Below are 23,471 nucleotides of genomic sequence, written 5' to 3'. Positions count from 1 at the left end.
ACGATAGTTTTTATTTCCCTGATTATCAATATAATACACCAACAAAATATATAGCACACTATCTAAAAACCAACTGAATTAGACGGCTTGTAACAAAATGAATCCTAAGCTAGGGCTAGTTCACATGTTCATAAAATGGGGATAAAATGGACTAAAGTAAAATGACTTGGAGGAACCATAACCTTCTCTTCCAAACAGATAGAGGGGGTCATCTATGTCCTAACACCACAAAAAAAGGTGCTTCCTAGTCAAAAATAGAAACACCCCATTATGCGTATAAATTCAGGAAGATTATTTGTTTTTTTACTGTGATATTCTTCCGATAGTTGCTATGTATTAATCTTTTTTTAATTGCTCCATAATCAGTCTGTTCAAAAAAGCTATTCACAGCCAAACAAAACATAATACTATTTATTTCTGTTGATACATATAAAGTGAGAAGGGACACAATAAGCAAAAATCCAACAAATGTTGATATAATCGCTTTTTTTTCACTTTTAAGGTGTGAGTTTATTACACAACTCCTTTGATTTTTCTTATGCTAATAGAGATAGAACAATATAAGGAGAATATCTCATACTGATTCAAACTATGAAATATAGTGAGAGTTTGTCCAGTAGGGGTAAATCTGGGGCTATTTCAATTTGTGAAAATGTGTTTATTATATCATACCGCCCATATTATTATCGTCTGTAATATCTATTACATATAGACACAAAATAGCGTTATATCTTATTTTTGATTGCGGTACCCTTTTGTTACCCCAATTCACTTACTATTGACTAAATTATTTTACTATTTCTTATAAGCCTCGGGATAAACATTATTCTACTTGAACATCTTTAATTTGATACTTATTTTCCGATTACCCAATTTTTTAACCCCACCATTATACTTATAGATGATAATAATTTCTGATTTTCGGAAAGTGGATGGTGACCCTCGTATATTTGCCTTCTTCCGATTGAATGGAGAGGTCATGTCCTAATTTAAGGGCCATTTGTTTTGCAAGGTAAAGGCCTATCCCGGTAGATTTGGAATGACTTCTCCCAATAGATCCTGTAAATCCTTTTTCAAATACGCGGCTGATATCTTCCAGCTTAATCCCAATGCCTGTATCTTGAATCAGCAGCCGCTTTTCTTTTCGATCTTCCTTAAATTGTACGGAGATTTCCCCGCCTTCATCTGTATATTTTAAAGCATTTGAAAAAACTTGGTCTATGATAAATCCGAGCCATTTACTGTCGGTATGGACAACCTGCTCCATATCATCCATATGAAAACGAATTTGCTTGTTAACAAAGGATTTGGCATATTTCTTTACACTGTTTTTAACGATTTGATCCAACGCTACCTCGGAAATAAAATAATCTTTGGAAAACGAATCAATGCGAGAATAATAAAGAGCCTGCTCCACGTAATTTTCGATTTTATCCAACTCATCTTCAAACTTGTCCACAAGGGATTCAACAGTTCTTCCATTACTGTTTTCCATAAGCAAGCGACCTGCCGCAATCGGAACCTTAACTTCATGAATCCAAGATGTAATAAAATCTTGATGATCGCGTTTTTCGTTATACAACTTTTGTAGTTGATCGCCATGCATACCATTTACTTTTTTTAATAATTCAAGATAAATCTGTTGTTCATTGTTTCGCGGTTTAGGAAGAGTTGCGAGAAATTCTTCATGGCTACTTTCAACCAAATCATGTAATTCCAGATAAAACTCCCTATTAAAATAGTATTCGATGATTACATAAATAGCCACAATAAAAAAGATAACCACATTGATATAGACAATATCATTGACAGCGTGTCTGGAATGTGCGCTTACAAACATCATCAAAGAAACAAAGAACATAACGATCACATATAATATAAAGAAATTCCGTTTATCTTTTAGATATTGAATGAAACTCATTGGATAATATAACCTTGTCCTTTCTTAGTCGTAATGAAGTATTCTTTTCCAAGTTCGCCAAGCTTTTTACGCAAACGAGCAATATTAACCGTCAATGTATTTTCGTCCACAAAATTTTCATCCTTCCAAAGGCTTCGCATCATTTTCCTTCGATTTACAATGGTACCTTTGTTTTGCATGAGGATTTTCAGAATAAGAAATTCCGTTTTCGTGAGATCTGATTTTTGATCTCCATGTAAGACCTCTCCGTCATCAAGGTTTAATACAATTCCGTCATGTTCCATTGTCTTAGAATGTGTTTCCAAGTATGAATAGGTCCTGCGAAGGAGCGCATTCATTTTCGCTATCAATACATCCATATAGAAAGGTTTTTGAATATAATCATCCCCACCCATGTTCATCGACATTACTATATCCATTGGTGTATCACGGGAAGAGAGAAAAATCATAGGGACCTTTGAAATTTCTCTGATTTTATTACACCAGTAAAATCCGTCAAACGATGGCAAATTGATATCCATGATGACTAGGTGAGGATCATGATTAAGAAATACCTGCATGATTTGGTCAAATTCTTCGATCTTAACGGTTTCAAAACCCCACTTTTCTAATGTTTCCCCTACCATATCACGAATGGTCAAATCATCTTCCACAATCATGATTTTCATTCCTCTTCCCTCCAAACAATCATCCTTCTTTAACATCATATTAATTGAATATCGACCAACATACAAAGAAAACATCGTGTTTAATATATTTTTTATCAATGTGACGAAAATGTAAGGTTACGAGATCAAGCTGTAAGTTTATATTAAGGTTTCCTATTGTACAATTAAATTGTAGAAAAAACAGCTCTGAATGGAGGATTTATATATGAATATTGTAGTCGAAGCAAAACAAATAAAAAAAGTCTATGGTGCAAAGGGAAATGTATTTTCAGCTTTGGAGGATATAGACTTAACGGTCATGGAAGGTGAATTCGTCGGTATTATGGGACCCTCGGGTGCTGGTAAATCAACTTTACTAAATATATTGGCAACTATTGACGAGCCGACTACGGGTAACATCGTGGTTGACGGAATCAATTTGACAAAGATGAATGAAGAACAATTATCTGCCTTTCGCCGTGACAAACTTGGTTTCCTTTTCCAAGACTATAATTTATTAGATACTTTAACTGTGAAAGAAAATATTATCTTGCCGTTAGCCTTGGCAAAATTGAACATTAAAGAATTGGAACGAAGAGCAGATGAAGTGGCAGATAAATTTGGAATTCGCGACATTTTAAATAAGTACCCGTATCAAATTTCTGGTGGACAAAAGCAACGCACGGCAGCTTCGCGAGCGATTATTTCAAAGCCAAGCCTAATATTGGCAGATGAACCAACAGGTGCGTTGGATTCGAAATCAGCAACAGACTTGTTAGAAAGTTTAAAGGATCTAAATGAACAAGACAAGGCAACCATTTTAATGGTTACCCATGATGCTTATGCGGCAAGTTATTGTAATCGCGTCCTATTTATTAAAGACGGTAAAATCTTCACAGAACTTGTGAAAGGGAAAAGATCCCGCAAAGAATTTTTCAACAAGGTGTTGGATGTTCTATCCGCACTGGGGGGTGGAGCAAATGACGTTATTTAGTTTAGCAAGGAAAAATATTAAAGGTAATTTCAATAATTATTTTGTCTATTTTGTTACGCTCGTATTCAGCATGGTTATTTATTATACGTTCACTTCCTTGCAATATAGCGAAAAAATTCAGGAAAGCATTGAATTGTCGGATACAATGAGTTTCATGTTTGGGGTATCATCAATTATCTTAATTTTATTCGTAGCAATCTTTATTTTGTACTCCAATTCATTCTTCACAAGAAAAAGGAAGAAAGAAGTCGGATTGTACGCCATACTTGGTTTACGCAAGAAAACCATTGCAAAAATGTTGTTTTATGAAAATTTGGTTATGGGAATCATTGCATTAGTCATTGGAATTATTCTTGGAACCTTACTTTCCAAATTATTTGCAATGATTTTAATAAAACTTATGGGTTCAACTGCCGATGTGGACTTCGGTATTTCCTTCCTAGCGATTACCCAAACGGTCATAGTCTTTATGGTCATTATTTTATTCACTTCCGTTCAAGGTTACCGTTTGATTTATCGTTTTAAATTAATCGAATTATTCTATGCTGAGAAAAAAGGAGAACAAATTCCAAAGGTTTCACTTATTTCGGCTGTTATCGGAGTTTTATTGCTTGTAGTTAGTTACTGGCTGATATTAAAGCCATTTCCTGACGAATTTACTACGGAATATTTAATGAAAAATTATGGTATTGCCTTTGTTGCTCTCTTCATTGGCACCCATTTATTTTTTCAATCTGTAACGGTCTATTTATTAAGATTATCACAAAGAAATAAATCACGTTATTACAGAGGAACTAGAATAATTGAAACATCTCGCTTACTGTTTCGTATTAGAGGGAATGCACGTACCTTTACAGTCATTGCATTGTTGAGTTCTGCAACGATCTGTTTCTTAGGTGCAACTTACAGTGGTTATTACAGCAACGAAAAAAGAGCTGAGGAAGTTGTTCCATTCAGCTATTCGCATTTGTCAAAAGGTCCAGAATTTGATTCGCAGGTGGAGAGCATAATAAAAGCAGATCATCGACATCCAATAAAAGCCCAACTAGACATACCCGTCATTCAGGTAAAAGGAATACTCTCATTTCAACTGGATTATGACATAAATCCTGTGCAATTGATCTCAGAAAGTACATTTAATAAAGCAGCGAATGCTTTAAATAAGGATGAAACAGTCTCACTATCAAGAAATCAAGCAGCAGTAATCCAGCCAAGGTTTACTGAATATACGAAGTCGGTTTTTAAAGGAGAAAATATAACGATTCAATTGCCTCAAGGAAGCAGCAAACTGCCATTTGTTCATATGGTTGAAAGTAATGTGCTACCTTTCGATTATCCCGATTTCTTTCTCGTAGTCAGTAACGAAATGTTTGCTGAGATAGCCAAAAAAGAGGCTCCATTAACTTATAAAGTGTATGAAGTGGAAAATGAAGTAACGGCACAAGCCACATCAAAGAAAGTAAATAAACTGGTTGGAAACGATTTTCAAGTTTCTTCATCATTTTATACGGAGTATAAGCAAGGTAAAGAAGGAAACGCAATTACTCTCTTTATTTTCGGATTTTTGGGGCTAGTATTTTTAGCAGCAACTGGAAGTATCATTTATTTCAAACAGTTAACAGAAGCGTATGAAGCAAAAGGACACTATGAAATCCTTCGTAAAATCGGTGTCAGTAGAAAGGATATACGTAAATCCATCAAAAAGCAGTCATTATTTGTGTTCGGATTGCCACTAACCGTAGGAATATTGCACAGTTGTGTGACATTGTACTTTACCAGCAACTTTATGTCTAATCTCATTGGAATCAATCTCATTGTCCCTATTCTAACGGCTATAGTCTTTTTTGTTATCATCTATGCAGTCTATTATGTATTAACTGTTAATACGTACAATCGCATTGTAAACAAATAAGAGCGAAACATCTCTCGAATGTTCGGGAGGTGTTTTGTTATATATCCTTTGTTAGGAAATTCGTTATTACTCCGGAATCTGACCCGATTGTTAAAGTATCACGCTATAGTTTAAAAAGAAAAGAGACGCTTATTAAACAACATCCTAGCTGTATTAACGGATTAACCCCCTAATTTTGGACAGTATCTATCTTAATCTAGCTTTTTCTTAGATTTTCATGGTTTTCATTGTCCTTTTGTCCTTTGTCAAGCTTAGCGATTTCTTCCATTCCATCAAGGGTAAAGGCTTCGCCCTCCTTTCGTCGCCCTTGATTCCATTCCAGAAATCGCTGAAATAATGGTTAGGACAAACGGACGAGAACATGGAAAGGGGGAATTACAGCCGTATCTCTTTGATTTTTAGGTTATCCCTCATTTGTTTTTCATAAAATTCTTTTGGGGATAAGTCCAGTATACTTGAATGCATACGTCTTTCGTTGTAAAACACCATAAAATCAGTGACCGCTTCATAAGCTTGTGCATAGGTTTCAAATTTATATCTTGATAGACAGTCATCTTCAAAGATCCTGTGAAACGATTCAATATGAGCATTCATATTTGGTGTTTTAGGTGGAATTCTCTCGTGCTCTAATTCGGCTTTTTCACAGAACTCCTGAAAGGTATGAGAAATAAACTGTGGTCCATTGTCTGTTCGAATCACAAGCTTTTCTTGTTTATTAAACTGTTGGCGTTTAAATAATGCTCGATGTAAGGATTGCGTTACATCTTTAGCTGTGCAGCTTAAGCCCATATGATAGTCCACAATGCCCCGATCATACACATCGATGATCGACATGACAAAGAAAAAGCGATCTTCCCCTTCGATAAAACCGTATTTAATGTCAGCCTCCCATAGTTGATTGGACTCAGTAATGGTGCGGTTTTTCGCTAGCTTTCTAGGGTATGAGACGTTCTTTTGACGCTGCGGTCGTAAGATGTCTAATTCCTTGCATAGACGGTATCCTTTTTTCTTGTTGATGACGATATGGTACTTCCGGCGAAGCAGCTTGGTTAACTTGCGATAGCCATAGTTATACGCATCACCTGCAATTTCTTCGAGTATGATTTCTTTAATTTGTTCATCGGATATTTTTTGACCATCCTCTTTGAAGGAGTAACCTGGTGCCGGACGTCCCTCACTCGCTTGTTTCTGTTCCACGCGGTCATTTTTTTGATAATAATACGTGGAACGTGGAATTCCGATGATTCTTAGCACCAATGAGATCGAATAGCCTTGCCCGAATGGCAATTTCAAGATCTTTCTCGCCTAGCAGTTTCTTTAGTTGTTCATTTTCATTGGACAGTTGTTTTGAATCAAGATGTGGAACAGTTGCAATGTCTACATCGCCAAATTTGCCATCTTTGTATTCTCGAACCCAGCGGCTAACCATGTTGGCATTTAATTCGTAACGGCGAGCCACGATGGATGTTTTCCCGGTTTCCAGTACTTCTTTGATCACTTGTATTTTAAATTCTTTCGAATGTTTTGTTCTTGTCATGATGAAGCCCTCCTTGGTAGCAGTATAGTAAAGATTACTCTTACTGTCCAAGTTCATTAAGGGGCTTATAAGTTAATGTTTCAAAATTTCTCCTCTGATCAAGGTTTCATTTATCTTACAATCACTATATGTATAAGATGTTTGACATTTTGTTTGCTGCATAATATAATTAAAAATGTAAAATATGTTTGACAAAAAGGAGGGAGGAACGGGCATCTAATGTTAAATCGTATCAGGGAATTACGTAAAACACAGAAAATGTCACAAGAACTTCTTGCTAATAAATGTGATGTGTCCAGACAAACAATAAATGCTATTGAAAATAATAAGTATGATCCAAGTCTTGTTCTTGCATTTAAAATCGCAGCTATCCTAGATATAACAGTGGATGAGCTGTTTCAATTTCAGTTGGCAGAAAGCAAAAGCGAGGAGGAATCTAATGAGAAATAAAAAACTAAAAGTATTAACTGGCATTGTTTTAAGTGTTATCACCCTTTTATTTTTAGGGTTATATATTATAGATTTTTTAAATGATAGTGAAAATCCAGCACCTGATATTCTGCTATGGGTTGTTGTTATTTTAACATTCTTTTATTCAGCAACATGGGGCGATGATTCAAAAGCTGAAGAAGATGAAATGGGCCAACAAATTAAGAATATAAGTGGAAAGATAAGTTACTATATTCTAATAGCTTTTCTATTTGTTCTTTGGTTTGTATACAGTCAAATAAATGAATCTGATTTAGGCAGTATCTTTTTGCTTTCTGCATTTTGTATTGGAGTTATCATATTTCCAATCGTTCAATTTATGGTTGCCAGAAGATTTATGAAAGACTAATCTTCTTTTCAAAAAGAAAATTATTTTAGAATGGTCCAAATACTTTTTTAAAATCACTCGTTCAATTTGTTTTTCCCGAATGGACGATTGGTACCGTTGGTAAAGAGGTGAATAGGTGACAATTAATTTTTGTTCCAAGTCATTTTCCTTTATGTATCGCTCTTTGTAGTACGTTCTTGTATTATTTTCTAGATGGTGAATATCATCCAAATTAACTTTTTGATTACTCACGTTAGGGAAATTGCTTTGCAAAGCACCGTATTAAAAGCCTTAGAGACCTTGTTATATCAAGGATTCGAGGCTTTTTTACTTTTCTTGATTTTTTAGGCTAAAGCATGAAAATGAACGTATTTGGGGCTAAATTGGGGCTGATTAATATTAATCAGTATAGGCGTATGTAAGGGAATGGGTATATTTCAAAAAAATGGGTATTCGGATTTTGTGGTGGAAAAGGGCTTATAAGTCTCCCTTTTCCAATTTCTTAATAAGTGTGGAAAAATCGACACCATAGTTTCCTGTTATCACGTGGTCTGTTACTTCATCCCAATATTTCAATACAAAATCCCTTTTCATAAAGTATCTTCATTCTATTGACTTTAACGTAACGTAATACTTTATAGTAGTAATTGAAGGAGGCGCAAAGTGATGGATATGAAGGTAAAAGAAGTGGCAGAATTGGTTGGTGTTAGTATTCGTACACTTCATCATTATGATCAGATTGGATTGTTGTCCCCAAAAGAAATCACTGATTCTGGTTATCGGCTCTATTCAGAAGAAAACCTTGAAACATTACAACAAATTTTATTTTTCAAGGAACTTGGATTCACCTTAAAGGAAATTAAAAAGATTATTAACAGCCCCTCATTTAACCGACAAGAAGCATTGATTTTACAACGAAAAATGTTGATTGAGAAACGAAATAAAGTCGATAAAATGATTGAAACCATTGATAAGACGATTAAACATATGGCGGGAGAAATACAAATGACGAATGAAGAGAGGTTTGAGGGAATTAATGTTGGATTCAACAAATTTGAAAAAGAGGCTCGTTGCCGTTGGGGAAATAAATCTATCGATGAGATATACACAAAACTAAAGGATTGTCCAAGATGAACAAAATGATTTACCTTATAGATGGGATATGATCTTCAATAAACTTGCATGGCTTCGTGATCAATGCCCCAAATCCTAAAAGGTACAACCAACAATTAAAGAATGGTATGACTTTTTAAATAAAAACTTTAGTAACTACTCCCTTGATACCTTTTATGGATTAGGTCAACTCTATATTAATGATGAACGTTTCACAAAAAATATAGATCAGTATGGTGAGGGTTTAGCAAAACTCATGATTGAGGCGATGAAGGTCTTTACGAATAATCAAATAAGAGGTGGTAGCAATGAAAATAATAATTGAGGATACCATTGAACAATACGAAAAATTGTTTTCAATGGAAGAAGATAAAGAAAATTTTTATCGGTACTCAATGATGAAGCCCTTTGAAAAGATGTGGAATATGATTAATGTTCCATTAAAGGCTAAGCAACCTAATGGGTATGATGTAATAATGGCTACAAATATGCTTGGTTATCTTAATGTATCAGATACTCAAATTGGAAGACAAGCATTAGAAAGTTTAAAAGAAATTCAGGCTCTTCAAACAGCACATAGCACTTTAAATCATTGTATTATTTTTATTGAAAAAAATAATATAAATATTAATGCTGATGAATTGAGATTTGGTATGTATATAGCTGACCCGAAGAAGCTCGAATTACAAAAAGGTTATTGTGGTTTTGGAGGAATTCCAGGGTTTATTCAAGTATCTATTTACCCAAACTCCTATAATATTCCAAGGATTCCTGCTGTAATTGCACATGAATTCCATCATAATATCCGTTTTTCATATTTTGATTGGGATCATGGAGACGTTACCGTTGGTGATTACTTAATTATAGAGGGTTTAGCTGAGTCATTTGCAAAAGAACTTTATGGAGAAGATCTTTTAGGACCTTGGATTACATCTTTTGATAAAGAGGACTTGGAATATTCAAAAGAAGTTATAAAGGATGCTTTAGATATTAAAGGGTTTGCTGAGGTCAGCAGTTATATGTTTGGTGATACCATTGCAAAAGAACAAGGCTATCAACCTGTTGGCTTATCACCATTTGCTGGTTATGCAGTAGGCTACCAAGCAGTACAATCTTTCATGGAAACCAATAATGTGGGGATAGTAGAAGCTACCTTACTTGGCACAGATGAAATACTAAGCAATTGTGGACTGTTTTCTAAATAACCTGTTTGTACTAATGAAGGCATTACTGCGATAGCTAAGTAATGCCTTTCTTATTTAACTGCAATTCATATGATTTTCTTATTAAATGCTCAATAAAACAAAGGGAAATGGAATAATGACAATTAATATGCTCAATCTACCAAGTTTTAAGATTCTTGATATGAAGGAGAGTGAATATGATTATAGGTTCTTAGTTGAAACTACATTGCCATCTCCTTCTTATTGCCCCAAATGTGGTACAGTTGCTAATCTATATAAGCATGGTAAAAAGGAACAATTATTCTTTGATTTGCCGATGCATGCTAAACGAGTTGGCATCTTCGTTAAAAATGTAATGGGTGTGGGGATACATTCTTTGAATGTATCCCAGATATTGATGAAGGGCGTTCTGTTACTAATAGGCTAATTTAATTGGGTTCAAGGAGCAAGCAACCAGAATTTTATATTTAATAACTAATTGAGGACAAAAAAGATGTTGTATATAGCATAAAAAGGAATTCAAATGCCTATGTGGCGTTTAAACAGAATAAACTCCCTACGAAGCGATAAATGACGTATAAATATCATATGGTACTTGCTACCTCTATCTATTACTCATTCCAGTACAGGGGAGACCAATCGATTAGTAGAATCCACTGAAGGAGAAAGATCGTTCGGTTATATCAGTTAGTAATCTTTACCTTCCGCCGTCAATGAAGGCTTATTTATGTGAATTCCCATTAAATCTCCTGTAAGCATTGCTAACTTCGGTAATCTTCTTAAGCGTGAATGTAAAAGCCAAACGATAGAAACAAATAGAAATCCTAACCCTGCAAAAGAAAATGTTAGAGTACTACTGGTTACACTAGCAACATAACCACCAACTATGGAACCAATTGGCATAGCAATCGCACTCATACTACCAGATACTGTATTTATACGACCCAAGAGTTCGTGTGGAACTACGGTTTGTAACGTTGTTGCAAAAATGACATTTGTACCACCAATGGGAATCCATGCAAGTGCAAAACATACTATAGCGATAGATGTAATCGGAAAAATTGCTGCAAGGATCCACAATAGTGCACTAAAACAAAAGGATATTGTTACAAAAATACCTAACCGAAATCTTCCCATCCACGATCCGCATAATGCACCAACTAATCCACCAACAGACATAGCTGCCAAATAAAAACCGTAAAACATCGGACCTCCTCGTACATCTGCAAGGGATGGCAAAATTGCCATAGCAGCCCCGATACAAAAATTTGCAACAATCGAACCAATTAAAAATACAGCAATTAATGAACGATAAACAACACGAAATCCTTCCTTTAAGTCAGTAATATATTGCAAAATCTTCTGTTTTCCAGTTCTGCTATCTTTTTGTTCAACCTTTCTAGGCAATTGTATCAAACTAAACAATATTGCTGCCATCGCAAAAATAATGGAATCGGCTAGATATAACAAAACTACTCCAAAAAAAGTGACAAGAATACCTGAAATAGCATTAAACACTAGATCAATTCCTTGATAGGCAAAAGCAAAATAAGAATTACCTTTAATTAAGTGCTTTTTTTCCAAAATGATAGGTAATGCCTTTGTTTGTGATGGATAAGCGAATTGCTGAATAAATGAAGCGATTGGCATAATGATTAATACAAGCTGAACTGTTAACAAGTCAAAATAGTATGTGATTGGAATTAAGAAAATCAATAATGTTTGAAGTAGTTGGGTAACGATTAACGTTTTTTTTACTTGCCATTGATCTACAAAAGGACCGGTAATAAACTGTAATGAGGCAGGCAAAAGCGTTAGAAATCCCGCAAGTCCTGTGTAAAATGCATTTCCACCCAGCTTATAAACGAGCCACATTGTAGTGACATAATACAAACTGTCCCCTATATTTGTTACAACCCTACCGATTAATAAAAGTAAATAATTTCTGTTCTTAACAATATCCATCCAACTCTTTCCCCTTATTCTTTCTCATCCGTTTGAAAACCAACGGTAGTAATATAATATTTATTTTTCTTACCCTTTGATTGTAGGCCCATATGGTGTAACTCTTTTAAAAGAGCATAATACTTTATTTTCCATTGTTTAAATTGCTCTTCCGTTGCCTCCAGTTCCCAAGTAGAAGAAATAAAACGTCGTTCCAATGGTTTTTCATTCGGTTCTCTTGTTTCGAAGGATTCGGCGGGAGCTTCCCTAATTTCTTGTTTGGCACGTTCTAGAATTCCATACATTAATTGTTTGGTTGTATCTCTTATTTCCTTTTTTCTCGGAAGAAGTTTTTCAGAAATTTGGAAATCAGCCGCCACTGCTTGGTAAAACTTCTGTACAATACCATTTTTTTCTTCCGTTTTTACGATTTGGACTAACCCATTTTTCTCCAATTCCTTTAGGTGGTAATGGATCTTCCCGCGTGGGATTGACAAAATCTCAGAAAGTTGTTGACCAGTATAAGCACGCATCACCAAATGCATCATCATTTCGGCACGTAACGGATCACTTAATGCTTTTAACTGATTAAAATCATCAATAATCAAATTATTTTTCATCTCTTTAATAACCACCCTTTGTAAAATAAACTAAAACGGTTAAAAATATTTGACTGTATTATACTATAAAAAATTAAAAAAAGGAAATGAATAACTGCAACAGAATCTGTCAAGTATTTACGGGAGCTATTCTCACCTTTAAGTTTTATAACCATATTTTTCTAAAAAAACAGGAAATATTTATTAGGAAAAATCACTTTTTCTTATCAAAGAACTTCAACTATAAATTTAATCGGAAAGACAGAAATCCCTTTGGATTTCATGATGTCTGTGATAATAAATCTTGAAGAAATTTAAAGAACTATCCTCTAACCGTCATGTGTATCCCTATCTGTATCGTCTAAAACCCTGCAAAAATAAGTAGCACTTTCCATATAGTTTATATTGATTGCTACTTGCCAGAACAGACATATGTCTCAAAGGAATATTATTATTTATCATTTTCGTTTTTTTGCTACTTCAAAGTGAAGGATTTCTTGTTCTCATAAAACTATTATTCTTTTAATAAAATATTCATTCCAATCTTTTAATCATCAACTATTTATCAAAATAATTAAACCAACAATAGCCATAATCCACGACAATGTTGCTCCCTGGTTTTTCTCTAACCTCAATTTTATTTTCATTAATGGTTCCCGAAGCCATTGTTTAAATAATAAATGTATTCCAATAAGAATGAGCGGTGGAAGTACCATAATGAAGTTATAACCTGCTAGTATGGGAATCCATTGAAATGGATTTAATTTGACTGTTGTCATGATGCCGATAGCCGCAAAATAAGGTAATGCTGTCCCGACTTCAATTAAACCAGTCATTAAGCCAAGCATAACCATGGCCAACATACTTTTCGACTTCGGTTTATATGTTTTAGGGGTGGATTTAGCTGGTACAAAAAAACTCCCAATAAATAGCCCCAAACCTAAATAAAACATAAATTGACTGAGTATAACACTTTCATCGAAACTCGGAAACTTATGGAAAATACTTCCAACCCCCATCATTAAAAATATTCCTACAGTAAAATAAAAGATGCCAACCGTTAACAGATAAGCAAATAACCTTCTGATTAATCGCTCCTCTTCCATAAGTAGCATATAAACAGTTACACTTAACGTTGTCGGACTCAATGTGTCCACTAAAGCTAATATGCCTATCGGAATTAAAAATTCAAAACTCACTTTATATCATCCTTTTCTTGCATTATTGGCTAAATATTCACAATAATGATTTTTACACAATAAACACAAAACACTTAATAGGATAGGAAAAGTACGTCAATTATCGTATAGAAATATTCCCCGAGGCTGTTTTTATTCCAATAAAATAAATTCCTTCATTTGCTTTCCCTTCAATCGATTTATCATTTTGCTTTTCTATGTCAATTGGTACAGTAATTGTTTGTAACCCACTTGCTGTCTTTGTCTGTAATTCAATGTCCGGTTGTATCGTATTCAACGATACAACTACGTTTCCGCTCGATGTTGTAATATTTACATCACTATGGAAATCCTTGAAGTCTAGTGTAACATTCCCGCTTTTCTCATTTACTTCGATATTTGTTGTTTCAAGGTCTTCCGATGTTACATTTCCGGATGTTCCATTAATAATAACTTTTCCTGTAAAATCTTTTGAAATCTTGACTATGAGTTGATTATTTAAATTAATTTTCGGACCAATGTTAAAGATCCTTTTCTCCATAGATATGGATACTTCATTTGCCTTTTCGGATACATCAATATTTTTATTTGAGTGTAACACTTCTAAATTTGACTGTTCTACACTGATTAGATGAACATTTTCACTTCCATGGTCAATGTAAATAGTATCAATACCATCAAGATCAATTGAGTGTACAACTTCTTCTTGATTAAAATTACATCCCGTTAACAATATCATGCTTAAAAAAATAGTAATCAAATATTTTTTCATCTTTATCCCTCTTAAAAATAAATTTTTATAAAAATCCATCTATTCTACCTTGAACAATTTTACAGATGAAACTTCAATGTCGCTTATTTTCATAAAAATCCCATGCCTCTTCTATTAAATTTAATATATCCTGTTCTATCGGATAAAAGCCCATCTTTGTTGATTTTTCTGGTGATTTACGTATTTCCCATAATTTATTAAAAAAATCATCATTTTCACCAAATGTATCTATTGCCTTTTCATACATACAATGTATAATTTGCTGAATTTCTGGAGAATTAGCACCCTTATGTTTGAATTTTTTCAAATCAACCAAATAGGAAATCCATTCAAGAGAGTGCGGATCATCACTGTCCATTTTCGGTAATTTGTTAAGTAATTTCCTTTCACCTTGATGAAAATATTTATCACGAAATATATTTTGTTGTTCATTTTTACTCTGATACAATTGAATTAATTTATTTATATATGTCAAATCAACCGAATTCTCAATTTTTAGGGTGTTTAAGAGTCCTTTTAGCGTTTTTTCTATTTGAATAATTCTTTGTTTTTCTTGCAAAATATAGTTTAACTGATTTTTTAGTCCGATCTCCCAATCCCAGTTTTTATCAGATAACATCTCCTTTATCTCGATTAAACGAAATCCTAAAGATTTTAAAAATTGGATTTCCTGAAGTTTTTTTATCTCCTTTTCACTATATAATCGATGCCCACCTTCTGTTTTTCCAGCTGGAGGCAATAAATTTATTTCATCATAATAACGCATTGTTCGAACAGAAACTCCAGTTTGTTTTGTTAATTCTTTAATTGAAATCATTTCCCTATCACCTCATTCTGACTATAAGTATATAAGATTACGTTACGTCACTTTCAAGTATCTCTCCTGGTCTTTGCTCAAAATATTTTTATTCCCATATAAATTGCAATGCACCAAATTAATATCGCAGAAATTTTATTTATCCATTTTAGAATAGTTCCATTTTTATTAAATCGGCCAACTCTTTTCCCAGCATAGCTAAGGCAAAGAACCAAACCCAAGAAACTACAATACACGCAATTGTAAAAATCCATTTTTCATGATTTTGATAGAGCAATGAGTTCGTCCCAATTACCCCTATCGTATCCAAAATGGCATGTGGATTTAGTAAGGACACGGAAGCAGCAAACGTAATTTGCCTTTTTGGAGAAAATTGTTTATTTTCTGCATCGTTCAGTTCAGATCTATCCTTCCACATTAGCCAACCTATATATATTAAGAAAATAAATCCTATTGTATATAATAAAACACGAACCCATTCAAAACTTAAAAATAATAATCGATACACCTGCTACTGCCAATGAAATAAGAATCGTATCACAAATACCAGCCGTTATAACAGCTGGAAATGCAGACATAACTTTTATGAGTTGCTCCTTGATTAAAAATATTTCGTACTCCTAAAGGAATTATTAATCCAAAAGCTAAAATGATTCCATGAACCAAGGCTTCCATCTTTTTCCCTCCCATCGTATTTTAGAATAAGAGAATTTACTCTGTTTGTCTCCAACCAATTGGTTGGAAAAATAGCCAACCATTTCATATAATTATTAAAAATACGAGGAGGGTTGAAAGATGGGTAATATAGAATGGAAGCCGAAAAAATCCTCATCATTACCTTTACATCTACAAATCTACAATTACATAAAAAGGAAAATTTTGAATGGAGAATGGTCTATTGGAATGAAGTTACCGTCACAAAGAAACTTAGCAAAACAGTTTGATGTTAACCGAAGTACAATTATTATGGCTCTTGAAGAACTTTCCGCAGATGGTTTAATTGAATCGAAAGTTGGAAGTGGTACAACAGTAATAAATAATACTTGGGGAGTTCTAGCATCGTCACCTCCTCCTAATTGGATTGATTATGTACGTTCTGGTATTCATAAGCCCAATAATAACAGCGTACAAAAAATTAATGAGGCTGAAACAAATCCTCATATAATTCGACTAGGAACCGGTGAACTTTCCCCCGAACTGTTATCTTGTAATCAACTAACAAAACTGTTGCAAATGGATATGAGAAGTAACCTATCTTTAGGGTATGAAGGACCTTAAGGGAGCATTCACCTCAGGGAAACAATTTGTGATTATTTAAAAGGAAAGGGCATCGAAACTTCGCCTTCATCTATATTGATTGTTTCCGGCGGTTTACAAGCTTTACAATTGATTTCAATCGGTCTGTTACAACGGGGTTCAGTTATTTTTCATGAATCACCTTCATATCTTAATTCTATTCATGTTTTTCAATCTGCCGGCATGAATTTATTCGGTATCCCTATGGATGAGGAAGGGATCAAATATGCATCCATTGGTCGTTTAAAACGACAGCACAACCCTGCTTTAATCTATACAATACCATCGTTCCACAATCCAACAGGCACTCTAATGTCTGAAAGAAGGAGAAAACAACTTTTGGAAGACTGTCAAAAAGCTTCTCTTCCTATAATTGAAGATGATGTTTATGGTGATTTGTGGTTTGAACAACCACCGCCTAAACCACTAAAAGCAAATGATAAGCAAGGTAGTGTACTTTATATTGGAAGTGTATCTAAGACATTCAGTCCAGGCCTGCGGATTGGCTGGATTGTTGGGCCCGAACCTGTTATCAACCGTCTTGCTGACATTAAAATGCAAACAGATTACGGCTCAAGTTCTATTTCACAATTTTTAGTAAATAAATGGCTTAAAAATGGGTATGAAGAGGACTTAACTTTAGTTAGGAGTGAATTAAAATGTAGAAGGGATTATATGATTGAAATTTTAAATACTTATTTTTCTAATATAGCTACATGGAATATTCCAAGTGGGGGATTTTATATTTGGCTAAAAATCACTCCTAGTATTTCCACTAGGAAGTTATTTGAAAAAGCTATTCAAGAGGGAATACTGCTAAATCCAGGTAATATATATGATAAGGACGATCATAGACATTTACGGTTGTCCTATTCCTATGCAACTTTAGATCAAATTAAAAAAGGCCTCAAAAGAATATCGGAATTAATCATTGAAATGATGTAGAATCTATGAAACGATTATAACTTATGTATTAGTGTATTATACCGGTTTAAAATCCTTAAATTGAGTTACTGGTTCGTGAAGTAATTTCAAACAATTTCCTTGGTATTAAGATAGGCAGAACAAGGACTTTCCAATTCCTACTATAGTTAGAAAGTCCTTTTCACTTATCTCCTTTCATAATATGAAAGCTATATAGTTTTCATTTAGTTAATACGAGTTACCATGGTAGAATATTCTCCAGTCTCTACAGTATAAGAATCAAATGTGGATATTAAAATCTCTTCCATAAATGAAAGGCCTGGCGCATAAATAAAACTTCCACCAATTTTTAAGGATTTTAATATCTCCATATACTTTGTTGCATACTTTTCATAATCTCCATCAGGTCTCAAGTGATGGTGCATAAAATGATTTGAAAATGCCATATGAGAAATGACGGTTCCCCAAGTGTCTGGAACGTACGTATACTCAAGCCAATCCACTTGATATATTTTATTGTTCAGATTCTGAACATTTCGATCCAACCCGTATACAACTATGTCATTTTTCCTTAAAAAGTGAACAAGGTTTGCCTGTTGTCCACATCCAATATCTAAAACAGGCTGTTTAACCTTTGACAAATAGATACCTAATAATCTCATTTGAAACTCAGAAGTATATTCAGCACATTTTATTTCAAGTACATCCGGGCTTTCCCTATACTTTTTAAATATCTCTTTACCGTTTGAATCTAATAAAAAGCTCTGTAGATTTTTATAATGGGAACGAAACAACTGATCAATTTCTTCTTCAGATACTTCCTTTTGATTACAAATTTCATATACCTGTTGAAGCAGAGCTTCATAGACTTTTTGAAGTTGAAGATAATCCTTTTGGGAAAAATTTAAATATTGATTCACCTCAACGAATAAACGAATCGTTTTATCTGAAATGTATTTTGCCAGTTTTTGAGTTGTGTCATTTAAATGTGCAGTTTCTATAAAATTTGCGATATCTTTGGATTTTTGTTTGAATAAAGCACTAGTTTCTTTGGAAGAATTTAAAACGAATCGTCCATTTGTCAACTCATAAAAAAGACTTTTATTTCGATTGTGGAATAACTGTTGTTCGATTAAATTTTGAAAATCTGATATGGTAAACATTTTCTCTCTCCTATCCAAAGCCACATTATTCATTGAACTTCTATCATGGTAAATTTGTTAACCGTATATTTAGTTTGAATAGATCAAGAAGACCTTTGTTTAATTTTCAGAATCTTGTTCATAAAGGTATTCCCTCATACTTATAATTTCTTTTTATTTTTTCACCGCATGAACATAGTGAATTGTCTCAAAGGCCGATAGGTAATCTTTTCGGTTTTCAAAGTATAGATTTTGAATTTTTGAAGGTGATAAATGTTCATAGATGAGCAAACCAGATTTTTCTAATATTCCCTTGATTTCAGAGTATGGAAAACACGATTTCATTGGCTCTCCACCTACCGCAGCCATTTTCACCATGTTTTCTACTCTATTAGAAAATCCTTTCTCCTCAAAAAGTTTTTCATCGGCATAGTCGAAAACAATCGAGCTCCCAGATGGGACTTCAGCGAATAATTTCTCAATCAAGCTTGATAGTTCATCTTTCGTTAAATAATTAGATACACCCAGTAAACTAATAAATGTTTTTTCATAGCTAAAGCCCTTCCCAAAAAGTTTTTCGTACGAAAATATTTTCGTGAAATCCATCGGAATAAAATGAAGATTCTTCGGTATTTTTAAATCAACTTCAACCAATCTTTGTACTTTAAATTCCTGTGTAAATGGATGATCAATTTCAAATATTTCAAGAGTGTTTTCCAATTCAGGGTGTCGTAAACAAAAAGTATCTAAGCCTGCCCCGAGTATGACATATTGCTTTACCCCAAATTTAATTTCATTTTGTAATACATTTTCGCAATACGCAGCACGTGCTAAAGGTGTCGGTGATAACTGAACTTGTGTAATCCATTTTAAAATTTCCTCCGGATTACCTTTATATTTTTTCGCAATTTCTTTGTTAAAGAACTGAATGCCTTGAACCATATTCTTTTTAATGTCATGATATTCTTTTTGTGAAATTAAGTCTTTAGCTATAAAATCATCAAAAATTTTTGGTGTATCGAATTGACTATGGTAAGCTCTACCAAAAGCTGATATTAATGAAGTTAAACTTGATTCATTTTGTTTCATGTAATAATCACCTCCATTAAAATAGTGATAAAACAAGACAATCTTCCATCTAAATTAATAAAAGCTAATTTCTTCATAATCAATTTCATAAACATATTGCTGAATAACTGATTTTCTACTTGGATGAATTTTGTTTATAAATTTAATAAATTGATCCTGCCATTCACTTTCAATCTCCCTTTTTCTAATATTAGGTGAAGAAAGGTATATAGAATTATTTCTTAATTCTTCATAGAACACTATTTTTGTCAAGATAGCTAGTTCTACATCACCAAAAGTCTTAAAAAGTTCTTCATATTCATCGTTCAATAAACAATCGGTATTAAGTATATCGATATAATCATGAAGGGAATGAAAATTTGTCCGAATTATATCAATCTTATCCACTGACTTTTCACAATTCATGATTTTCTCAATTAATAACCGAAATCGATGATCGCTCATTCTATCGGATGCGTTAAAGGTGGTTAAAGGAGGAGTTTTCAATTCTTGTTCTAAGATAACCACTGTTTGCAGACGGTTATGCTTAACAACACTTTTTAACCTCTTTGCCAAATTTATTCCACATTGTTTTATATAATATGACATTAGAGAATCACTAATATTAAAATGATGGAGTAATTTTTCTACAGCTTCTAAAATAATCAATTGTATTTGACTATCACTCATATTACTAAATAGATTCTTTATCTCTTTATATTGTTGTACCGAGATTCTTATTCTACTAGGTAATTCTCCTGATAAAACAGAAAAAACTGCATTATTTAACACTAACTCAAATATATTAAATAACTCAATTCGGTAGTCAAACCCACACATTCTCCCATAATTAACTAAAAGATCTCGAAGATCATCTTGGTTAAACATTTGGCAAAATTCTGTTTCAATTTTTAAATAGGTTAAATATTGTTTAAGATAATAAACACCTTGAATAGTCATATCATCAATTGCTAACGGATAATCAATGCTAGCCATTGTATTATGTGCATCAAAAACGACTTCATATTTTTTTAGAAATAAAGGTATGGATTCATCGATTGTTATATTATAAGAATCAACAGCAACATCTAATTTATTATTTCTTATCTCCTTAAAAAGAGCTCTCGTCTCCTCAAGACAATCCTTAACTATCTTTACTCCCTGTTCATATGTGATTTCCATATTATTTTTTTTAACAAAGTTGATAGCATTTTCCGGATCACCTAACTGAAACAAAAAAGCATCTACCGCATATAATATGGAAGTTAAAATTTCCTCAGCCACATCAGAACTAATTGAAGAGCTCTCTTCTCTTGTGTACCTCCTGATTGACTCCTTTAAAATCTGCATTAATTGTATTTGAACTTCATACACTTCTTGACTATTGAGTAACCCTTCCCTTAATCCTACGTTTAATAAAGATATTGTATATTGATTTCGTAATAGTTGAATGTTATTTATCTTTTTCTGTTTTACTAACAACAAATCATTATGTTGTTTTTCTAATCCCACAAATGCTCATCCCCCTCAAATACAGACTTTCTAAATCGAACATCACTTCTAAACCTTTGTGCAAATTCATCAAGCTTGCTTTTTAAAAGCTCCAATGACCCACCACAAACACCGTCGAAGTATTCCCTTATAATATCTACCAATTGAGAGTCACTGATACGATCTTCGGTTTCATTTTTCATGTAATAAAATATCTCTTGTAATTCATTAAGTGTCAATTGATAATTCTTATTATCGATATAAGGGGAAGTACAAAACACCTCTGCTAATTCTTTAATTACACTAATATCCGTTTCCACTCGACCATAGTTATAAAGTATTTGATTTCTAGAAATAATCATGTCCTTTATTTCATTACTAGTGAGCACCAATCCATATTGTTTAGTTTTTTCATTTACTTTTAATACTTTATCTGTATATTTCTCTAAAATCGATATATCTAAGGATTGAAAAAACTGAGGCAATAGCATGTGCTCTTCCTCCTTTTGATAAAAACCCACATTCAACTATTGACTTTTAATCTAAAATATGCTATTGTTATAATTGGGTTATTTTATTTTTTAAAGGAATGCTATTATATTCCTTTTTTACCCGGCTGTCAATTCTTATTTCAAAATGGGGTGAGTCAAGTTTTTGTGGGCAATGATTTTTGTTGCCAAAAATCGAGCGCCAACTTTTTGTGAATTCTGTTTTTGACATACCTGCAGAATTTTAGTGTGTTGAAAATTCCGTCACACTCCTTGTAGTCCCCTGAGAGCTTGTGTAATTGGTTTCCCAATAGACTGCGTTAAATAAGGCACGTTGTTTCGAACACTCTCTTTGACAGTCTTTCTAACTTGTTTTTTATAACTCTTTTTATTCTCTTGTTTATCTTCAATATTTACGGATTCATCGAATCCATAATTGATATGAACTGTTAATCGATCATGCTTTGATATCAATCCCCGAATCATTTGTCTCGCCCCTAAATCGCTCCAACTAGTTCCATTCTTCATACGCCTTGCCATAACACGCATAGTACTTTCTGCATTACCCATCCGACGCATGCCTTTGGTGTCTATGCCTTTGGCTTCAAGCCATTTTCGATAGTCTTTAAATGCATCTGGGTTGTTTTCAATTTGGTTTAGAAGTTTTTCTGCAGCTTCTTCCAATTCCAGGGTAGATAGTGTTCCCATCGCTGTATTTAATTCAACAATTAATTGGTCAACATTATAATCAAGAAAAGCGCGTTGGATCGCATTTTTTCTCGGGTGACCTCTAAAGATAGTTTTAATTTCCTTCGCAATATGATAACGGTCAACGATGACGTAAGCATTTTTTCCAAAGTAGTCCTTGGCATCTTGAATCCAAGAAGCTTGGTCACCATTGATAACTAGGAGATGGACCATCGGATCATACTTAAACGTGTCATAAAGAAAGTGTTCAACTGCCTCCCAAAATGGCTCGTCTGTTTCATGATGGAAATGCCGTTTATGTATCAACGATACACGCTCACCATTTACTGACCACCCTTGGTGGACGGCAACCATTTTTTCTTCCTTTGATTTTCGATGACTTCTTTGACGGGAAACATGTAATCCGTCGACTTGTATAAACAATACACGGTTTGTAATATGATCGCTTTTTGTTGGTAAAGAAATCTCCAGTAATCTTTGGCGAAGCCATTCATGCCTAACCACACGATAGCCTGCAATTTTCTCAAGGTTATCCGATGCTGAGCGATAGGATGGGCCTTCTATTGCCATTTCAATTCCCAATTGCTCTATGAACAGGCTAGCCCCTTAAGCACCATTAAAATTGAGCTGCTGATCTAATAGATGCACATACTCACCGGTATTCCGATTGAAATAATAATTGCGATCAAAGAAGACGGACCCAAAGATGGTATCAATTTGAACGTTTCGTTTTCCTACATGCCGAAGACACTTCTTATCCCGACTTTCCATTAATTCAGTATCCATGTCCATTAATAGCTTTTTCATGATTTCGGAATATTCTTCTTGTAACTGTCGAAATAATTCAGTCTGTTAGAGTAAAATGTTTGTGGGAGAACATATACCCCATTCCTGGTGTTGGAATCGTAAGATTTCAACA

Annotated in this window: 21 protein-coding genes and 3 pseudogenes; 9 read left to right on the top strand and 15 right to left on the bottom strand. The window is 33.7% G+C overall.

All coding sequences use genetic code 11. The features are described 5' to 3' along the window. Window positions 1–895: 895 nt before the first annotated feature. Together GHD25_RS10830 and GHD25_RS10825 are read right to left on the bottom strand one after the other, a co-directional pair. Complete coding sequence (locus tag GHD25_RS10830; RefSeq protein ID WP_164216709.1) at window positions 896–1,921, bottom strand: sensor histidine kinase; 1,026 nt, start codon at window positions 1,919–1,921, stop codon at window positions 896–898. Continuing rightward, window positions 1,918–2,589, bottom strand: coding sequence for a response regulator transcription factor (locus tag GHD25_RS10825; protein ID WP_164216707.1), 672 nt, complete (start codon window positions 2,587–2,589; stop codon window positions 1,918–1,920). Before GHD25_RS10825 ends, GHD25_RS10830 begins: the two co-directional genes overlap by 4 nt. A 205-nt stretch (window positions 2,590–2,794) precedes the next feature. On the opposite strand from GHD25_RS10825, the gene drcA reads away from it, so the two are divergent. Both drcA and drcB read left to right on the top strand, forming a co-directional pair. Beyond that, window positions 2,795–3,562: a daptomycin efflux ABC transporter ATP-binding protein DrcA gene (gene drcA, locus GHD25_RS10820; protein WP_164216705.1), complete on the top strand. Its 768-nt coding sequence runs from the start codon at window positions 2,795–2,797 to the stop codon at window positions 3,560–3,562. Then, a complete protein-coding gene (drcB, locus tag GHD25_RS10815) occupies window positions 3,549–5,474 on the top strand; it encodes a daptomycin efflux ABC transporter permease DrcB (protein WP_164216703.1) in 1,926 nt (641 codons plus the stop codon). The genes drcA and drcB overlap by 14 nt, the downstream gene beginning before the upstream one ends. 375 nt (window positions 5,475–5,849) lie before the next feature. Here drcB and GHD25_RS10810 read toward each other — a convergent pair whose 3' ends face one another. Next, entirely contained in the window at window positions 5,850–6,728 is an 879-nt protein-coding gene (locus GHD25_RS10810) for an IS3 family transposase (RefSeq protein ID WP_462943646.1), read from the bottom strand. After that, window positions 6,676–7,011, bottom strand: a complete 336-nt coding sequence (locus tag GHD25_RS20410) for a transposase (protein WP_462943617.1) — start codon at window positions 7,009–7,011, stop codon at window positions 6,676–6,678. The genes GHD25_RS10810 and GHD25_RS20410 overlap by 53 nt, the downstream gene beginning before the upstream one ends. A 219-nt stretch (window positions 7,012–7,230) precedes the next feature. Here GHD25_RS20410 and GHD25_RS10805 point away from each other — a divergent pair, with 219 nt between their 5' ends. From GHD25_RS10805 to GHD25_RS10785, 5 genes and pseudogenes are all read left to right on the top strand, one after another. Further along, window positions 7,231–7,461, top strand: coding sequence for a helix-turn-helix transcriptional regulator (locus GHD25_RS10805; RefSeq protein ID WP_164216701.1), 231 nt, complete (start codon window positions 7,231–7,233; stop codon window positions 7,459–7,461). Beyond that, complete coding sequence (locus tag GHD25_RS10800) at window positions 7,451–7,849, top strand: hypothetical protein (protein WP_040037946.1); 399 nt, start codon at window positions 7,451–7,453, stop codon at window positions 7,847–7,849. Before GHD25_RS10805 ends, GHD25_RS10800 begins: the two co-directional genes overlap by 11 nt. A gap of 645 nt (window positions 7,850–8,494) precedes the next feature. Continuing rightward, a pseudogene (locus GHD25_RS10795) lies at window positions 8,495–9,266 on the top strand (MerR family transcriptional regulator). Next, on the top strand, window positions 9,250–10,146 hold the full coding sequence (locus GHD25_RS10790; protein ID WP_164216699.1) for a DUF2268 domain-containing putative Zn-dependent protease: 897 nt from the start codon (window positions 9,250–9,252) through the stop codon (window positions 10,144–10,146). The pseudogene GHD25_RS10795 and the gene GHD25_RS10790 overlap by 17 nt, the downstream one beginning before the upstream one ends. 115 nt (window positions 10,147–10,261) lie before the next feature. Continuing rightward, window positions 10,262–10,552 carry a transposase family protein gene (locus GHD25_RS10785; protein ID WP_164216697.1) on the top strand — a complete coding sequence of 97 codons (291 nt, stop codon included), beginning with the start codon at window positions 10,262–10,264 and terminating at the stop codon, window positions 10,550–10,552. A gap of 260 nt (window positions 10,553–10,812) precedes the next feature. On the opposite strand, the gene GHD25_RS10780 is transcribed toward GHD25_RS10785, so the two are convergent. The 6 genes and pseudogenes from GHD25_RS10780 to GHD25_RS10755 form a co-directional block, all read right to left on the bottom strand. After that, complete coding sequence (locus tag GHD25_RS10780) at window positions 10,813–12,090, bottom strand: MFS transporter (RefSeq protein WP_041844656.1); 1,278 nt, start codon at window positions 12,088–12,090, stop codon at window positions 10,813–10,815. A gap of 14 nt (window positions 12,091–12,104) precedes the next feature. After that, entirely contained in the window at window positions 12,105–12,689 is a 585-nt protein-coding gene (locus tag GHD25_RS10775) for an ArsR family transcriptional regulator (protein ID WP_164216695.1), read from the bottom strand. A 533-nt stretch (window positions 12,690–13,222) separates the two neighbouring features. After that, complete coding sequence (locus GHD25_RS10770; protein WP_033826651.1) at window positions 13,223–13,867, bottom strand: GAP family protein; 645 nt, start codon at window positions 13,865–13,867, stop codon at window positions 13,223–13,225. 100 nt (window positions 13,868–13,967) lie between these two features. Further along, window positions 13,968–14,618 carry a DUF4097 family beta strand repeat-containing protein gene (locus GHD25_RS10765; protein WP_164216693.1) on the bottom strand — a complete coding sequence of 217 codons (651 nt, stop codon included), beginning with the start codon at window positions 14,616–14,618 and terminating at the stop codon, window positions 13,968–13,970. A 73-nt stretch (window positions 14,619–14,691) separates the two neighbouring features. After that, window positions 14,692–15,435 carry a MerR family transcriptional regulator gene (locus tag GHD25_RS10760; RefSeq protein ID WP_033826652.1) on the bottom strand — a complete coding sequence of 248 codons (744 nt, stop codon included), beginning with the start codon at window positions 15,433–15,435 and terminating at the stop codon, window positions 14,692–14,694. A gap of 77 nt (window positions 15,436–15,512) precedes the next feature. Next, window positions 15,513–16,110 (bottom strand): annotated as a pseudogene (locus GHD25_RS10755) (LysE/ArgO family amino acid transporter). Between the two features lie 120 nt (window positions 16,111–16,230). Between GHD25_RS10755 and GHD25_RS20335 the strand changes: the two are divergent. Together GHD25_RS20335 and GHD25_RS10750 are read left to right on the top strand one after the other, a co-directional pair. Continuing rightward, window positions 16,231–16,713: a GntR family transcriptional regulator gene (locus GHD25_RS20335; RefSeq protein WP_320385040.1), complete on the top strand. Its 483-nt coding sequence runs from the start codon at window positions 16,231–16,233 to the stop codon at window positions 16,711–16,713. 6 nt (window positions 16,714–16,719) lie between these two features. Next, a complete protein-coding gene (locus GHD25_RS10750) occupies window positions 16,720–17,676 on the top strand; it encodes an aminotransferase-like domain-containing protein (protein ID WP_320385102.1) in 957 nt (318 codons plus the stop codon). 203 nt (window positions 17,677–17,879) lie between these two features. Here GHD25_RS10750 and GHD25_RS10745 read toward each other — a convergent pair whose 3' ends face one another. From GHD25_RS10745 to GHD25_RS10725, 5 genes and pseudogenes are all read right to left on the bottom strand, one after another. After that, complete coding sequence (locus GHD25_RS10745) at window positions 17,880–18,818, bottom strand: class I SAM-dependent methyltransferase (RefSeq protein ID WP_033826653.1); 939 nt, start codon at window positions 18,816–18,818, stop codon at window positions 17,880–17,882. Between the two features lie 153 nt (window positions 18,819–18,971). Beyond that, window positions 18,972–19,886, bottom strand: a complete 915-nt coding sequence (locus GHD25_RS10740; protein WP_164216691.1) for a class I SAM-dependent methyltransferase — start codon at window positions 19,884–19,886, stop codon at window positions 18,972–18,974. 54 nt (window positions 19,887–19,940) lie between these two features. After that, complete coding sequence (locus tag GHD25_RS10735; RefSeq protein WP_042337476.1) at window positions 19,941–21,377, bottom strand: DUF6179 domain-containing protein; 1,437 nt, start codon at window positions 21,375–21,377, stop codon at window positions 19,941–19,943. Continuing rightward, window positions 21,368–21,847 (bottom strand): DUF6323 family protein, encoded by a 480-nt coding sequence (locus GHD25_RS10730; protein WP_033826655.1) that lies wholly within the window; start codon window positions 21,845–21,847, stop codon window positions 21,368–21,370. Before GHD25_RS10730 ends, GHD25_RS10735 begins: the two co-directional genes overlap by 10 nt. A gap of 261 nt (window positions 21,848–22,108) precedes the next feature. Next, a pseudogene (locus GHD25_RS10725) lies at window positions 22,109–23,386 on the bottom strand (ISLre2 family transposase); the annotation flags it as partial. Window positions 23,387–23,471: the final 85 nt, after the last annotated feature.

Origin of the sequence: Virgibacillus aidingensis, assembly GCF_010994035.1 — a bacterium.
GTDB lineage: Bacteria > Bacillota > Bacilli > Bacillales > Amphibacillaceae > Virgibacillus_N.
Note: the sequence above shows the minus strand (reverse complement) of the source record. Positions and strands in the feature narration are given on the sequence as shown.

Coding starts and splice junctions, on each gene's coding strand:
- GHD25_RS10805 (WP_164216701.1), top strand. CDS start 7,231: ATGTTAAATCGTATCAGGGAATTACGTAAAACACAGAAAATGTCACAA.
- GHD25_RS10785 (WP_164216697.1), top strand. CDS start 10,262: ATGACAATTAATATGCTCAATCTACCAAGTTTTAAGATTCTTGATATG.
- GHD25_RS10745 (WP_033826653.1), bottom strand. CDS start 18,818: ATGTTTACCATATCAGATTTTCAAAATTTAATCGAACAACAGTTATTC.
- GHD25_RS10800 (WP_040037946.1), top strand. CDS start 7,451: ATGAGAAATAAAAAACTAAAAGTATTAACTGGCATTGTTTTAAGTGTT.
- GHD25_RS10760 (WP_033826652.1), bottom strand. CDS start 15,435: ATGATTTCAATTAAAGAATTAACAAAACAAACTGGAGTTTCTGTTCGA.
- GHD25_RS10730 (WP_033826655.1), bottom strand. CDS start 21,847: ATGCTATTGCCTCAGTTTTTTCAATCCTTAGATATATCGATTTTAGAG.
- GHD25_RS10775 (WP_164216695.1), bottom strand. CDS start 12,689: ATGAAAAATAATTTGATTATTGATGATTTTAATCAGTTAAAAGCATTA.
- GHD25_RS20410 (WP_462943617.1), bottom strand. CDS start 7,011: ATGACAAGAACAAAACATTCGAAAGAATTTAAAATACAAGTGATCAAA.
- GHD25_RS10740 (WP_164216691.1), bottom strand. CDS start 19,886: ATGAAACAAAATGAATCAAGTTTAACTTCATTAATATCAGCTTTTGGT.
- drcA (WP_164216705.1), top strand. CDS start 2,795: ATGAATATTGTAGTCGAAGCAAAACAAATAAAAAAAGTCTATGGTGCA.
- GHD25_RS10825 (WP_164216707.1), bottom strand. CDS start 2,589: ATGAAAATCATGATTGTGGAAGATGATTTGACCATTCGTGATATGGTA.
- drcB (WP_164216703.1), top strand. CDS start 3,549: ATGACGTTATTTAGTTTAGCAAGGAAAAATATTAAAGGTAATTTCAAT.
- GHD25_RS10765 (WP_164216693.1), bottom strand. CDS start 14,618: ATGAAAAAATATTTGATTACTATTTTTTTAAGCATGATATTGTTAACG.
- GHD25_RS10790 (WP_164216699.1), top strand. CDS start 9,250: ATGAAAATAATAATTGAGGATACCATTGAACAATACGAAAAATTGTTT.
- GHD25_RS10780 (WP_041844656.1), bottom strand. CDS start 12,090: ATGGATATTGTTAAGAACAGAAATTATTTACTTTTATTAATCGGTAGG.
- GHD25_RS10830 (WP_164216709.1), bottom strand. CDS start 1,921: ATGAGTTTCATTCAATATCTAAAAGATAAACGGAATTTCTTTATATTA.
- GHD25_RS20335 (WP_320385040.1), top strand. CDS start 16,231: ATGGGTAATATAGAATGGAAGCCGAAAAAATCCTCATCATTACCTTTA.